The following is a 13,063-nucleotide window of genomic DNA, read 5'->3' as shown; positions in this document are numbered from 1 at the left end:
CGCTTTTTTAATTTGTTGCATGTTTTTTGGACATTGGAACAGATACTGGCTGTTTTTCTGCTGTTTTTTCTGTTTTTGGATAATAAATTAAATCCAATGTTTTTGCCTGTACGGCAATCGAAAGAATAGTAAAAGCAATTTCTGTCCAATTTAAATAATATAATGAAAGCGCAAGAACAATCGCGTCAAAGACGAAGAAAATTTGCCCAATTGTAAAACGAGTTCGTTTACTTAATACAATTGTTAAAATATCGTCTCCACCGGTTGCACCGCCAAATCGCAATATAAAACCGAGTCCAATACCAGCTAACGCACCGCCAACTACTGCAGCTATAAATAAGTTATTTGATAAATCTACCGTAAATGGAGAATAATTTTCCATAAAGGAATAAAATACTCCGAATGAAATTGAACCTAAGAATGAATAGCCAACCATTTTTTTACCTAAAAATGAAGCACACAGTAAAATAATTGGGATATCCATTAATACAGTTGAAATAGATGGTGAAATATCATAAAAGTTTTGAATGAATAGTGCAATTCCTACAAATCCACCTTCTGTTAAGTGGTTTTGAAAGTGAATATGATATAGCGCTGCTGCTAAAATAAATGAACCGATTAAAACCATAAAAATTTCTTTAATAATTTGCCGACTTTGGATGTTCCTCATCGTTATTCCTTCTTTCCGTAGTTAGTAGTCCTTTTTGTGTTGTAAACTAACTACGAGCTCACATGTAGCTTTCAGTTAGTTTACGAAAAAACTAACTACGCTATATGTCGCTGAAGAAATAACGAATAATCCTCTCGTCCATCAATTCTCCCTACCTTCGTTTTAGTTTAAGTCTTAAAACGACTAAACAAAACGTGGAGTAGGATTCGTCATTTAGCAATCCTGCTCTTCTTTGTTTTGTTTAGTTAGTAACAATTAAGTCCTAAACAAAACGCTATGTGTAAGAAGAGTCTTTTTTTTGCCAAATTATCCTTCGGGCAATCATAATTTCCCCACTCTCGTATTTTTTTCGCTAGACTAAAGTATCTGAGCTAAAAAATACGCTACGTGTATGATTCGTCAATACGATGCCACATGCTCCTTCGAGCGATCATGATATCAAAATCCCTTCCTTCAAGATTTATACTATTATATCATACTTTTAAAAAATGTATGCGGATGGAAACCGACAATAAACGGAGGGAATCTACAAAAAATGTTATGTTTAAATATTTTTGTAGAAAAGCCTAAGTTATTTCGGAGGATTGGACAGTTTGTAACGGTTTGTCCAATAAGTAAGAAAAAAAGGGTTTTATTCAGTTGTATTCTTTTCATCACTTTTATCTTTAAAAAACGCATCCCAACTAATCACACTTAAAAAAGTTAAAGCGATAATAACGAAAGCACGCATAAGCTTTAGACCCCCCTTTGTACATAGTATATGAATCATTCGATTCGGAATGTGTCATTTTTTTACAAGTCTTAACTATTATGAGAGTATATTAATATAGATAGATGAAGGGGAGAGTGAAGATATGCTAAAAGACATGTTCAAAAGAAAAGAATTAATATGCATTTCATGTCAGAAAAAAATTCAATATGAAGAAGAGCTTGTTGCTTTTGTAAAGTTGCCGAAAGAAAGAAGTATATTAGTTGGTCCATTCGATGTATGTTTGGCAAAAACAGCACAAGAAATATATTGTAAATCATGTTACGACAAAAAAGCATGACCCAAAGTAATTGAGGGGCATGCTTTTTTCATTGGTGTGCTTTCCCCTCAGATACATTTTGAGTGAGTCGATACCAAAGCCAAAGGTCATTAATGATGGAAGCAAGATCGGCAATTTCTGAATTTAGTTTACAAGAAACTTCGAAATCTTCTTCGTTATTTAAATAATGTTGTTTTGTATTAATATAGTGCTCAAGTTCTTTTATACGCTCAGGAATTTTCCCGCGAACTTGTTCCCATTTTAATAAAATAGCATGTTGCATTTTTTCGGGGATTTCTTCCCAGTCTTCTTGTAAATGCGGAATTTCAATTCCTAGATGTTCGTCGTATAAGAAATACTTTTCCATAAGTTCACCCCCGTTTTCCTGCTTATATTGTACAGAAAAACAGAAAGAAGTTCGACGAAATTGTTTGAAAAAATTTGAAAATGACTCTTGATACATTTTGTGAAAGGTGGTAAAGTGTGAATTATTATAAAAGAAAATGAATATTTATTCTTTAGGGGGATGCAAAATGGAGAAGAAAAAAGTTGTATTAGCATATTCCGGAGGTCTTGATACTTCCGTTGCAATTAAATGGTTACAAGAGAAGAATTATGATATTATCGCGCTTTGTTTAGACTTAGGGGAAGGTAAAGACTTAGCATTTGTAAAAGAAAAGGCACTTTCAGTAGGTGCAATTAAATCATATATGATTGATGTTCAAGAAGAATTTGCAAACGAATATGCATTGATGGCGATGCAAGCACACACATTATACGAAGGGAAATACCCTCTTGTCTCTGCATTATCTCGTCCGCTTATTGCGAAGAAATTAGTGGAAATCGCAGAACAAGAAGGCGCAACTGCAGTTGCACACGGATGTACAGGGAAAGGAAATGACCAAGTTCGTTTTGAAGTTTCTATCCAAGCATTAAATCCTTACTTAGAAGTGATTGCGCCTGTACGTGAATGGAAATGGTCACGTGAAGAAGAAATTGCATATGCAAAAGAAAACGATGTACCAATTCCGATTAATTTAGATAGCCCGTTTTCAATCGATCAAAACTTATGGGGACGCAGCAACGAATGTGGAATTTTAGAAGATCCATGGGCAGCGCCGCCAGAAGATGCATATGAGATGACATTGGCATTAGAAGATACACCGAATAAACCAGAGTTTGTAGAAATCGGATTTGAAGCAGGAGTACCGACTACTTTAAATGGCACTGCATATTCACTTGCAGAATTAATTAAAACGTTAAATGCGCTTGCTGGAAAACACGGCGTTGGACGTATTGATCACGTAGAAAATCGTCTTGTCGGTATTAAATCTCGTGAAGTATACGAATGCCCAGCAGCAATGACGTTAATCACTGCGCATAAAGAGTTGGAAGATTTAACACACGTAAAAGAAGTAGCGCATTTTAAACCAGTGATTGAACAGAAAATAACAGAACTTATTTATAACGGTTTATGGTTCTCACCTTTAAAACAAGCGCTTCATGCATTTTTACAAGAAACGCAAAAGAATGTAACAGGTACAGTGCGTGTGAAATTATTTAAAGGTCATGCGATTGTAGAAGGACGTAAATCTGAATACTCTTTATACGATGAAAAATTAGCAACATATACTGCTCAAGATGAATTTAATCATGATGCAGCAGTTGGATTCATTTCATTATTCGGTTTACCGACGAAAGTATACAGCCAAGTGAATCAAAAGAAGGTGGAAGCGTGAGCAAACTTTGGGGCGGACGTTTTACAAAAGAAGCGGAAGCATGGGTTGAAGAGTTCGGAGCATCCATCTCCTTCGATCAACAATTAGTAAATCAAGATATAAAAGGAAGTATTGCGCACGTCACGATGCTAGCAAAGCAGGGCATCGTGACGAAAGAAGAGGCAGAGAAAATAAAGATAGGTCTTCAATATTTATTAGAAGAAGTGAAACAAAATAAATTACATTTTTCGGTTGAAGCTGAAGATATTCATTTAAATATTGAAAAGATGTTAATTGAAAAAATCGGTGAAGTAGGAGGGAAACTTCATACAGGCCGAAGTCGTAACGATCAAGTGGCGACAGATATGCATTTGTATTTAAAAGAAAAGGTAGAACATATTATAAAAGCTACAAAACAATTGCAAACTGTTCTTGTTCAACAAGCAGAAAATAATATTGAAACCATTATGCCGGGCTATACGCACTTGCAGCGTGCCCAGCCGATTTCATTTGCTCATCATATTCTTGCTTACTTTTGGATGTTAGAGCGTGATGTGAATCGTTATGAAGATTCATTAAAGCGTATTAATATCTCCCCATTAGGAGCAGGAGCGCTAGCTGGGACGACATTCCCGATCGACCGAGAATATAGTGCGGAACTTCTTGGGTTTAATGGAATCTATGAAAATAGTTTAGATGCAGTAAGTGATCGTGATTTCATACTGGAGTTTTTAAGTAACTCATCTATGCTTATGATGCACTTATCACGCTTTTGTGAAGAACTTATTTTATGGAGTAGCCAAGAGTTTCAATTTATTGAAATGAGCGATCAATACGCGACAGGAAGCAGCATTATGCCGCAAAAGAAAAATCCGGATATGGCGGAACTAATCCGTGGTAAAACAGGCAGAGTATACGGTAATTTATTCAGTTTACTTACAGTAATGAAAGGATTACCACTCGCTTACAATAAAGACTTACAAGAAGATAAAGAAGGAATGTTTGATACAGTCAAAACAGTAGAAGGATGCCTTCATATTATGGCGGGCATGCTTGAAACGATGACTGTAAACAAAGAAAAAATGGGGCAAGCTGTGACGCAAGATTTCTCCAATGCAACAGAAATTGCCGACTACTTAGCAAACAAAGGACTACCATTCCGTCAAGCTCATGAAATTGTTGGGAAGTTAGTGCTACATTGCACACAAAAAGGAATTTATTTATTAGATGTCCCGCTTGAAACATATCAAGAAATGAGCTCTTTATTTGAAGAAGATTTGTATGAAGTTCTTTCACCATATGCGGCTGTAAAGCGTCGTAACAGTGCTGGTGGGACAGGGTTTGAACAAATCAAAAACGCTTTGGAGAAGGCGAAGGGGTTAGTTGGAGAGTTTGTTAGAAGTTGATTGATTTTATAGGGAAGAAGGTACGCTAATCTTGATGGAGAGAAGCTTACCTTCTTTTTTTTATAGCCCAAAATTAATCATACTTATGTCGATCTTCTGTAATTCGAATATACTCAATATCCATCAAATCACGAAGCAATGCACCATTACTTAGTTCAACGCCATGTTTCTCTTTAAAATGAGTGCGAATTGTATCTAGCATTTCAATTTCTTTTCCGTTCACGTCTAAAATAATGCGTTCAGAATCATCCATATAGCATCCTCCTTTTTTACACATATATATTTTGTCCGTCTATTTCTAAAAAATGTATGTTAACGTAATGTTAGGAAATAAGAAAGGGATGAAAAATGAGACGTATTTATTTTATAGGGCTAATCTTGTACACGCTAATTGTATTGCATGTTGCATTCCCAAATATCTTTTCATTTGAGGATTTAGAAACAGTACACGTTGCGATATTTATTTTTGCTCTATCTGTAGTAGATTGCTTTATTTCTATATGGATTTCGAAAAGAAAAGATATACAAGGCAAAAAAGAAATGGAACGGAAAAAGAGAAAACGTTCATTTTGGATGATGACATACTGTTTGTCTGTAGTGCTTACTGCTGCTTTTTTTAGTGAGCATATTCCATTAGAAAGATTAAATATTGGATTTGGAGCGTTCGTATTCGCATACTATTTTTTTATGCACTTTCTTCCTTATATAAAAGAAAAGCGAGGAGAAGAGGAAGACCCACTTGTAGAAGAAGCGAAAGAACAAGAGCATAAGAGAATAGAAGGGGATATAAAGAAACTTGGAGAACAAAAATGGTATTTAAAATCAAAAATCATATATGTTCTTTGCTTCATTACGCCGCCAATTGGCTATTTGTACGTCTTCTTACTTCGTAAAAAAATGACAGAAGATGCAAAGCAAACGTATTTAACAGTTGCGACAATCATGATGGCATTATGGTCTTTGAAGTTTCTGCCGCCTTATGTATTGGCAATTACCGTTGTTGTCGTAGCATGTCTTGTGTTTATAGTGAAGTTGATAAAATGAAAAACACCAAGCCTATGTGGACTTGGTGTTTTATCTATAAATTAAAGCTCACCTTGCTCCTCATCACCACGAACAACAAGGACATCGCATTTCGCATAGCGAATAATATGTTCAGAGACGCTACCAATTAGGAAACGCTCAACAGCATTTAAACCAGTCGCGCCACACATAATTAAATCTACTTTATGGTTTGGAGCGATTTCTTTTGAAATTTTAGATTTAGGATTACCAAATTCTAATACAGTTTCAATTTTTTCAAGACCAGCTTCAAGAGCAGTTTTTTTGTAGTCTTCTAATAAGTCTTCTGCAAATAGATTTGCACGTTCAGCAATTGCACGGCTATAAGCCTCTACAGCTGAGTACGCTTTTACATCAACGATATGAGCAATTGTTAATGTTGCATTGTTGCGCTTTGCGACTTGGATTGCTTTCTTAAAGGCTTTTTCTGCTTCTTTAGAACCATCCACCGCGATTAAAATATTTGTATATGTATTATTCATAGTAAATTCCTCCCAATCTGTTTTATAACTGTTTACAACTTAATTATAAAACAAATTTTGGTAACGTGCTTGCCAGAAACGTTACAGAATTTTGAAAACTCTGTTTCAATTCATTTTAGTTGTAATTGGAGCGAGAACTTGTTACATATGAAGTATAGCAATTTAAAAGGGGGCAGTTTTGTGAGACATGCGCTCATTACAGCCGGTACGAAAGGTTTAGGAAAGCAAGTAACAGAAAAGTTATTGGCTAAAGGCTATTCAGTAACAGTAACGTATCATAGCGATATCACGGCTATGGAAACGATGAAAGAAACATATAAAGATGTGGAAGAGCGTCTACAATTCGTGCAAGCAGATGTCACGAAAAAGGAAGATTTACATAAAATAGTAGAAGAAGCGATGAGCCGTTTTGGCAAAATTGACTTTTTAATTAATAATGCTGGTCCATATGTATTTGAACGAAAAAAGTTAGTTGATTATGAAGAAAATGAATGGAATGAAATGATTCAGGGAAATTTAACAGCGGTATTTCATTTATTAAAACTTGTTGTTCCGGTCATGAGAAAACAGAACTTTGGCCGTATTATTAATTACGGATTTCAAGGGGCGGATAGTGCACCGGGATGGATTTATCGTTCAGCTTTTGCCGCAGCGAAAGTAGGACTTGTTTCATTAACGAAAACAGTTGCTTATGAAGAAGCGGAGTATGGTATTACTGCGAACATGGTATGTCCTGGTGATATTATTGGCGATATGAAAGAGGCAACTATTCAAGAAGCACGTCAGATGAAAGAGCATAACACACCGATTGGTAGATCTGGAACAGGTGAAGATATTGCAAGAACCATTTCGTTTTTATGTGAGGACGATTCCGATATGATTACCGGTACAATTATTGAAGTGACTGGTGCAGTGGATGTTATTCATAGACATCGATAGAATAAAATAAGATGAAGTTTCGAATAATTGGACAGTTTATCCATTGTGCTGAGAGGTGCGGATAATACTGTCCTTTAATATAAAATTAAATCTATCGGAAAACTTGTATTATTTTTTGTCAAATATTGAGATATTATGTTAAAATATAAGAGCGTAGAAAGCGCTTTAAAAAATGATTCAGGGGTCATTTCATAACTCAAGGGGGAACTAATCATGCGTATCGGTATTCCAACAGAAATTAAAAACAATGAAAACCGTGTGGCAATGACGCCAGCGGGAGCAGTACATTTAGTACAAAATGGTCACGAAGTTTTTGTTCAAAAAGGAGCAGGTTTAGGATCTGGCTTTACAGATGAAGAATACGTACAAGCTGGTGCGAAACTTGTAGAAACTGCTGAAGAAGCATGGAATCAAGATATGGTTATGAAGGTAAAAGAGCCAGTAGCAAGTGAATACGGCTATTTCCGTGAAGGTTTAATTTTATTCACATACTTACACTTAGCTCCAGAACCAGAATTAACGAAAGCATTAATCGATAACAAAGTTGCATCAATCGCATACGAAACAGTACAATTAGACAATCGTTCTTTACCATTACTTGCACCTATGAGTGAAGTAGCTGGTCGTATGTCTGCACAAATCGGTGCACAATTCCTTGAGAAAAACAAAGGCGGTAAAGGTATTTTACTTGCAGGCGTTCCAGGGGTAAAACGCGGCAAAGTAACAATCATCGGCGGTGGTCAAGCTGGTACAAACGCAGCTAAGATTGCAGTAGGTTTAGGTGCAGATGTAACAATCATTGACTTAAGTGCAGAACGTCTTCGTCAATTAGATGATATTTTCGGTAACCAAGTAAAAACATTAATGTCTAATCCATACAACATTGCAGAAGCTGTTAAAGAATCTGACCTTGTTATTGGAGCAGTATTAATTCCAGGTGCAAAAGCGCCAAAACTTGTAACTGAAGAAATGATTCAATCAATGGAACCGGGTTCTGTCGTTGTAGATATTGCGATTGACCAAGGTGGTATTTTCGAAACAACTGATCGTATTACAACTCATGACAACCCAACTTACGAAAAACATGGCGTTGTTCATTATGCAGTTGCTAATATGCCAGGTGCGGTTCCACGTACGTCAACTCTTGCATTAACAAACGTAACAGTACCATATGCAGTACAAATTGCGAACAAAGGCTATAAAGATGCTTGCCTAGGCAACTCTGCATTATTAAAAGGTATTAACACATTAGATGGATATGTAACATTCGAAGCAGTTGCAGAAGCTCACGGCTTACAATACGCTGATGCGAAAGAGCTACTTGAAAAAGCTCCTGCTTTATCATAATAGAAATACATTTGAGACCTTCCTTTTCATAAGGAGGGTCTTTTTTATATGGGGAAATAACATGTGAATAATTGTTATTTATTGGTGTAAATCGATTTTTATTATGATAATTTAGAATTATATAATAAAAGAGGGGATTCAATGGGGAGTAAAAAAAGGAAGCAAAAGCAAGCTAAAAGACAAAAGTACATAAAGAAAAAACAGGAACAGAACATACCTTTTTCACAAAAAGTAGTCATTATGATAGAAAAAACATTCCGGTATATTTGTATGGCTCTGTATGTAATTTTGTGTATGTATTCATTTGGAGTGTTTTACAGTTTTGGGATAACTCCCAATATTATTGAGAGCATTCTAGAATTTATACTTGTTGTAATAGAATTAGCCTTATTTGTTATACTCTTTGCTACAGTATGGCCTAGTCATGAAAGTAAAAAAGATAGAAAAAGAAGCAAAAAATCTTCATACGCTTCAAGCTCATCAAGTGGATTCGGTCACTACAGTAGCAGTGATTGTAGTAGCTCAAGTGATGGTGGAGATTAAGTTAATTTTTCAGAAGAACGACTAACGAAAGGATGGGATGAAATATGGAAACTGTGAACTTAATAGAATTAACAAAAGACATTCAAGATCAACATAAAAACTTCGTCGTTTCAAATATAAACAGTCATTGTTTACGAATCGCTGTATTTACTGGTGAATATGATTGGCACTATCATTCTAATTCGGATGAATTATTTATTGTGCTAGAGGGAGAATTACTTATTGATTTTGAAGATGGAGAAACAGCGGTTTTAAAGCCAAATGATTCTATTTTAATTCCAGCATGTACGATTCATAGAACAAGAGCATTAAAGAGAACGGTAAATCTTTGTTTTGAACATATAGAGGCTGATACGATTAAAGTGGAGCAATTATGAAAAAATTATCTGTAGCCGATTATAGAAAAGTTCTTCCGGTTTTAGAAGGTAATACAAGAACGACGACGTTTGCTTATGCGGTATGTGATCAAATGATAGATGGTGAGGTTTTTATAAACGGGCAATTAACAGCAGGATTAATTATTACAGCTAATGGTATCTATTATTTATTTGGTGATACGGATGATCAAAATTATAACGAAGAGTTATTTTCATATTTAAAAACGGCTATTGAAAAAACAGAGAAGAGATTTACACTGTTCACTTCGAGTGAAGAGTGGGAAATGATGATAGAAGAGCGTTTTAGTAATGTACTTCGGAACATCCCGCGAATGAAATTTCAAAGCGTAACCTTTGAAGAGAGTCAACGAGATTTTAACAAAAATACATATGAAGTGAAGCGTATTGATAGAAGAGATATAGAGCGCAGCAGTGAATTTAAAGAGGAGTACTACAAAGAGTATTGGGGATCAAAAGAAACGTTTTTGAACAGTGGTTTTGGATTTTGTATAGAACAAGATGGGATAATTGTAGCTGAATGTGTCTCAATATTTAGCGGGAATGGTTTTGCTGAAATAGATATTGCAACACATGAAGCGCATCAAGGGAAAGGATTAGCTCAAGCTGTTGCGACAAGGTTCATTGAACATTGCATGCAAAATGACATTATACCGAGCTGGGAATGTTATGTAGACAATATTCCTTCGCGAAAATTAGCTAGTAAATTAAGTTTTTATCATCCAATAGAATATAGTTTGTTTGTACGTAAGAAAACGGGGGAATAAAAATGAATGTAGAATTAACAAGATTTAAAGTTAAGCCTGGTAAGAGTCATCGAGTAGATGAATGGATGCAGCTTCTTAATGACAATTTGAAAGAAGTGCTTTTGACATTAAACGACGAAAAAATGTACGTTGAGACAATTTTCCGGGAAATAAGAGATGGAGAAGAGTACTTATATTGGTATTCTGTGCAAGGAGAAGGTGGTATTTTTGTCGAAAATTCGCATCATGAAATTGATAAAAAGCACTTAGCATTTTGGTATGAATGTATCGATGAAGAAGCACAGTCTATTGATATGAAAACAGAAGTTGTTATGATTCAAGATGTTGTGAAGGAAGCGATGAAATAATAGAATAGTATTTCAGAGAAGCGCATCAAAATGGATGTGCTTTTTATTATGAAACAATTTATAAAAGCTGCATTTGGATGTCTTTAAGTGAAAATAAAGAGGGATACTGAGAATATTTTAGGATAAACTATAAAGGGAAACTTTAATCAGTGTGGGGTTCATCCCCCATCTAACTTCTTGCTTCCGCTGAATTTTGATGTGAGGTCTTACTGCCCGTTAATGCGGGATAAAGAAATAAAAAACACCAAACCAAAAGACTTACCAATATACGGTATAGTCGTAACAGGAAAAACAGAGGATTTACAAAGTTTACAAGGGTCACCGTATATTAAGGCTGCTGTAAGAGGTGTAACAGTTGAGAAATATTGATTACAAGTAATTAATGTGAATAATCAGAAAATTTATGTTATAATATGGGAAAAGGAGGTTTATATGAGGCAAATACATGGAGCAATTTATATTTACATAACAATGTTTTTCGTGGCGATATCCTATGGGTTGGGGCACGTGTATTCGCATCCTATACTAACTTTTTTAAGTGGAGCATGTATGGCGTTTGCGCTTCTTGTCCACCTTTTCTCAGTTTGGATCGTGAAATTTCAATTAAATATTAGTGAGATAGAAGAAGGCACTTTTTGAGTGGCCTTCTTTTTTAATAATATTTTGGAAGCTCTTGTAGCAATTTTTCAATTTCGAATTCGGTTTCTTCACATATAGAAAGTGTGCGTAGTCTGAAAAATAAGCTACGTAAGAAAGATTTTGTATTTCCATATAAAAACTCGTACGATTCAATAGGTAGTGCTTGTTTTTGGACCGGTAATTGAGCTACTAAGTCACGAAGGGCTAATATGAGTATTTCTTCTTTCAGACCATTTTGCAGCATTGCGACAATCGGATAAACGAGACGCTCGTCTTCTTCGTATTTATAGTAAATAGAATGGACAAAAACTTTGTTTAACAAAGTTTTTAATATCTCTTCGTAATGTAAAGTTTCTAGTTTAGGACTATGAACAAGCGCCTCAAATGTATCGGAAGCATGTGCGATACTATGTGCCCAGCCGTGGTCTTGCACATATCCGCGGAAATCATGTTCATTGTTCATATATAGAATTAATTGATCTTTTACAGTTAAAATATCATTCTGTGATAAGAAATTATGAGTTGTATCTGCATCTATAATGAGCGCAATTAATAAGGTCGTAAATGCACGAGTAAATACAGCATCTTCATCATCTGAATGAATCTTATACAATAAATATTTTTCACCGATGCTTTCTAATAATAGTTTCTGTAATTGTGTGTGTGAAAGGTAGCGATTTTTGATGAGATGATAAAAAGTAGAGTAGATGAGTTTGTCCCTTAAGTAGCTATCAGTAACACCGATATGTTCAAGCATACTGGAACTTAAAGAATCAATATGAAGTGTGTTATCTATGATGTAATTATTATTACGAATTTTTTCTAACTGTTGTTGTAACATATAAACCCCCTGTTTTAGAAAATTCTGTATTTTTATAATATAATAAGAGGAAGAAATAGACAATAAATAAGTGCATTTGAATGGAGGGGGCATTATGAAGAGAGCATTATTCTTTTTTATTAGTATTTTCTTTTTAGGAAGCTGTTCCATTTCGTATGTTAATTTTTTTAGCGAGAGCAAAAGTTGGACTGGACAATATAAAGGGCATATTAAGGATGACAGTGAAGATGGAATGTTTACGTTTCAATATAAGGGTGGGGATGGAAAGACAGAATTTAAAAACTTAGAGATTGCTATTAATGGAGCCTTTAGTACAATGACACAAACGTCAGAAGTTCATAAAGGAGCAAGGGTTGAAATAAAATCTTCTTGTGTAAGTTGTGCACCTCTATCTAAAGATGAACCGATAGAAGTTGTAATTAAATGGGATGATAAGTATGAGGAGAAGATGGTGTTAAATTTGAAATAGCCTAAAGTAAGGAGTTAAAAATGAATAGGCATGTGAAAATTGTTATGTTTTTAAGTGTATTTCTAGTCATATTATCAGCTTGTACTACAAAACAAGTAGAGCAGGTAACGGTAAAAGAAGTCCCTAAAGAAGGGTATATCATATTAAGAAATGACACGGTATTTTTTGCCGATGATAAAACGTTTGAAACAAAAGTAGAGTTGCAAAATTATATAGAACAACAAATGAATAAAGAGCATCCATCACATATAGTCTTGAGCTTTAAGGACAAAGACGCATATAAACAGTTAAAAACAGGGGATAAAATAAAAGTATGGTTTTCTCAAATACTTGAAAGCTATCCAGCAAGAATGATTGTAGAGAAATTTGAAATAGTAGAGGAATAAAAAAAGGCAGCATTCACGCTGCCT

18 protein-coding genes and 1 pseudogene are annotated in these 13,063 nt (G+C 34.9%); 14 read left to right on the top strand and 5 right to left on the bottom strand.

Annotated features, from left to right (window positions below):
• Window positions 1-7 precede the first annotated feature (7 nt).
• Entirely contained in the window at window positions 8-670 is a 663-nt protein-coding gene (locus MHH27_RS24095; RefSeq protein ID WP_043935401.1) for a YitT family protein, read from the bottom strand.
• 854 nt (window positions 671-1,524) lie between these two features.
• Here MHH27_RS24095 and MHH27_RS24090 point away from each other — a divergent pair.
• Window positions 1,525-1,719: a hypothetical protein gene (locus tag MHH27_RS24090; protein ID WP_000910273.1), complete on the top strand. Its 195-nt coding sequence runs from the start codon at window positions 1,525-1,527 to the stop codon at window positions 1,717-1,719.
• Window positions 1,720-1,747: 28 nt separating this feature from the next.
• On the opposite strand, the gene MHH27_RS24085 is transcribed toward MHH27_RS24090, so the two are convergent.
• Window positions 1,748-2,065, bottom strand: a complete 318-nt coding sequence (locus MHH27_RS24085; protein ID WP_340944365.1) for a radical SAM protein — start codon at window positions 2,063-2,065, stop codon at window positions 1,748-1,750.
• Between the two features lie 166 nt (window positions 2,066-2,231).
• Between MHH27_RS24085 and MHH27_RS24080 the strand changes: the two genes are divergently transcribed.
• Both MHH27_RS24080 and argH read left to right on the top strand, forming a co-directional pair.
• Window positions 2,232-3,437 (top strand): argininosuccinate synthase, encoded by a 1,206-nt coding sequence (locus MHH27_RS24080; RefSeq protein ID WP_000412315.1) that lies wholly within the window; start codon window positions 2,232-2,234, stop codon window positions 3,435-3,437.
• Window positions 3,434-4,822 carry an argininosuccinate lyase gene (gene argH / locus MHH27_RS24075; RefSeq protein ID WP_090976916.1) on the top strand — a complete coding sequence of 463 codons (1,389 nt, stop codon included), beginning with the start codon at window positions 3,434-3,436 and terminating at the stop codon, window positions 4,820-4,822. The genes MHH27_RS24080 and argH overlap by 4 nt, the downstream gene beginning before the upstream one ends.
• 73 nt (window positions 4,823-4,895) lie before the next feature.
• On the opposite strand, the gene MHH27_RS24070 is transcribed toward argH, so the two are convergent.
• The gene (locus MHH27_RS24070; protein WP_000342760.1) at window positions 4,896-5,075 is read right to left on the bottom strand and encodes a hypothetical protein; all 180 of its coding nucleotides are present in this window, start codon (window positions 5,073-5,075) and stop codon (window positions 4,896-4,898) included.
• 95 nt (window positions 5,076-5,170) lie between these two features.
• Between MHH27_RS24070 and MHH27_RS24065 the strand changes: the two genes are divergently transcribed.
• The gene (locus tag MHH27_RS24065; protein WP_090976918.1) at window positions 5,171-5,866 is read left to right on the top strand and encodes a hypothetical protein; all 696 of its coding nucleotides are present in this window, start codon (window positions 5,171-5,173) and stop codon (window positions 5,864-5,866) included.
• 41 nt (window positions 5,867-5,907) lie between these two features.
• Here the strand turns inward: MHH27_RS24065 and MHH27_RS24060 are convergent, their stop codons facing one another.
• Window positions 5,908-6,366: a universal stress protein gene (locus MHH27_RS24060; protein WP_001066673.1), complete on the bottom strand. Its 459-nt coding sequence runs from the start codon at window positions 6,364-6,366 to the stop codon at window positions 5,908-5,910.
• Between the two features lie 147 nt (window positions 6,367-6,513).
• Here MHH27_RS24060 and MHH27_RS24055 point away from each other — a divergent pair, with 147 nt between their 5' ends.
• From MHH27_RS24055 to MHH27_RS24020, 8 genes and pseudogenes are all read left to right on the top strand, one after another.
• On the top strand, window positions 6,514-7,305 hold the full coding sequence (locus tag MHH27_RS24055) for an SDR family oxidoreductase (protein WP_033657532.1): 792 nt from the start codon (window positions 6,514-6,516) through the stop codon (window positions 7,303-7,305).
• A 213-nt stretch (window positions 7,306-7,518) separates the two neighbouring features.
• Window positions 7,519-8,652: an alanine dehydrogenase gene (gene ald, locus MHH27_RS24050; protein WP_001219401.1), complete on the top strand. Its 1,134-nt coding sequence runs from the start codon at window positions 7,519-7,521 to the stop codon at window positions 8,650-8,652.
• A gap of 141 nt (window positions 8,653-8,793) precedes the next feature.
• Window positions 8,794-9,195 (top strand): hypothetical protein, encoded by a 402-nt coding sequence (locus MHH27_RS24045; RefSeq protein WP_017763649.1) that lies wholly within the window; start codon window positions 8,794-8,796, stop codon window positions 9,193-9,195.
• 44 nt (window positions 9,196-9,239) lie between these two features.
• Window positions 9,240-9,572, top strand: a complete 333-nt coding sequence (locus MHH27_RS24040; RefSeq protein ID WP_000450933.1) for a cupin domain-containing protein — start codon at window positions 9,240-9,242, stop codon at window positions 9,570-9,572.
• On the top strand, window positions 9,569-10,357 hold the full coding sequence (locus MHH27_RS24035) for a GNAT family N-acetyltransferase (RefSeq protein WP_098236198.1): 789 nt from the start codon (window positions 9,569-9,571) through the stop codon (window positions 10,355-10,357). The genes MHH27_RS24040 and MHH27_RS24035 overlap by 4 nt, the downstream gene beginning before the upstream one ends.
• Before the next feature lie 2 nt (window positions 10,358-10,359).
• Window positions 10,360-10,704, top strand: a complete 345-nt coding sequence (locus tag MHH27_RS24030) for a DUF6176 family protein (RefSeq protein WP_098236199.1) — start codon at window positions 10,360-10,362, stop codon at window positions 10,702-10,704.
• A gap of 228 nt (window positions 10,705-10,932) precedes the next feature.
• Window positions 10,933-11,073: pseudogene (locus tag MHH27_RS24025) on the top strand (anti sigma factor C-terminal domain-containing protein); the annotation flags it as partial.
• 63 nt (window positions 11,074-11,136) lie between these two features.
• Entirely contained in the window at window positions 11,137-11,343 is a 207-nt protein-coding gene (locus MHH27_RS24020; protein WP_001248905.1) for a hypothetical protein, read from the top strand.
• A gap of 13 nt (window positions 11,344-11,356) precedes the next feature.
• On the opposite strand, the gene MHH27_RS24015 is transcribed toward MHH27_RS24020, so the two are convergent.
• A complete protein-coding gene (locus MHH27_RS24015) occupies window positions 11,357-12,184 on the bottom strand; it encodes a DUF2785 domain-containing protein (protein ID WP_075718711.1) in 828 nt (275 codons plus the stop codon).
• A 94-nt stretch (window positions 12,185-12,278) separates the two neighbouring features.
• Here MHH27_RS24015 and MHH27_RS24010 point away from each other — a divergent pair, with 94 nt between their 5' ends.
• A complete protein-coding gene (locus tag MHH27_RS24010) occupies window positions 12,279-12,653 on the top strand; it encodes a hypothetical protein (protein ID WP_141533094.1) in 375 nt (124 codons plus the stop codon).
• A gap of 20 nt (window positions 12,654-12,673) precedes the next feature.
• Complete coding sequence (locus tag MHH27_RS24005) at window positions 12,674-13,039, top strand: DUF3221 domain-containing protein (RefSeq protein ID WP_001079430.1); 366 nt, start codon at window positions 12,674-12,676, stop codon at window positions 13,037-13,039.
• The last annotated feature ends 24 nt before the right edge of the window (window positions 13,040-13,063 follow it).

The sequence above is a fragment of the Bacillus sp. FSL L8-0152 genome (assembly GCF_038006365.1).
Taxonomy (GTDB): Bacteria; Bacillota; Bacilli; order Bacillales; family Bacillaceae_G; genus Bacillus_A; species Bacillus_A cereus.
This window is presented reverse-complemented; position numbering and strand designations above follow the sequence as displayed.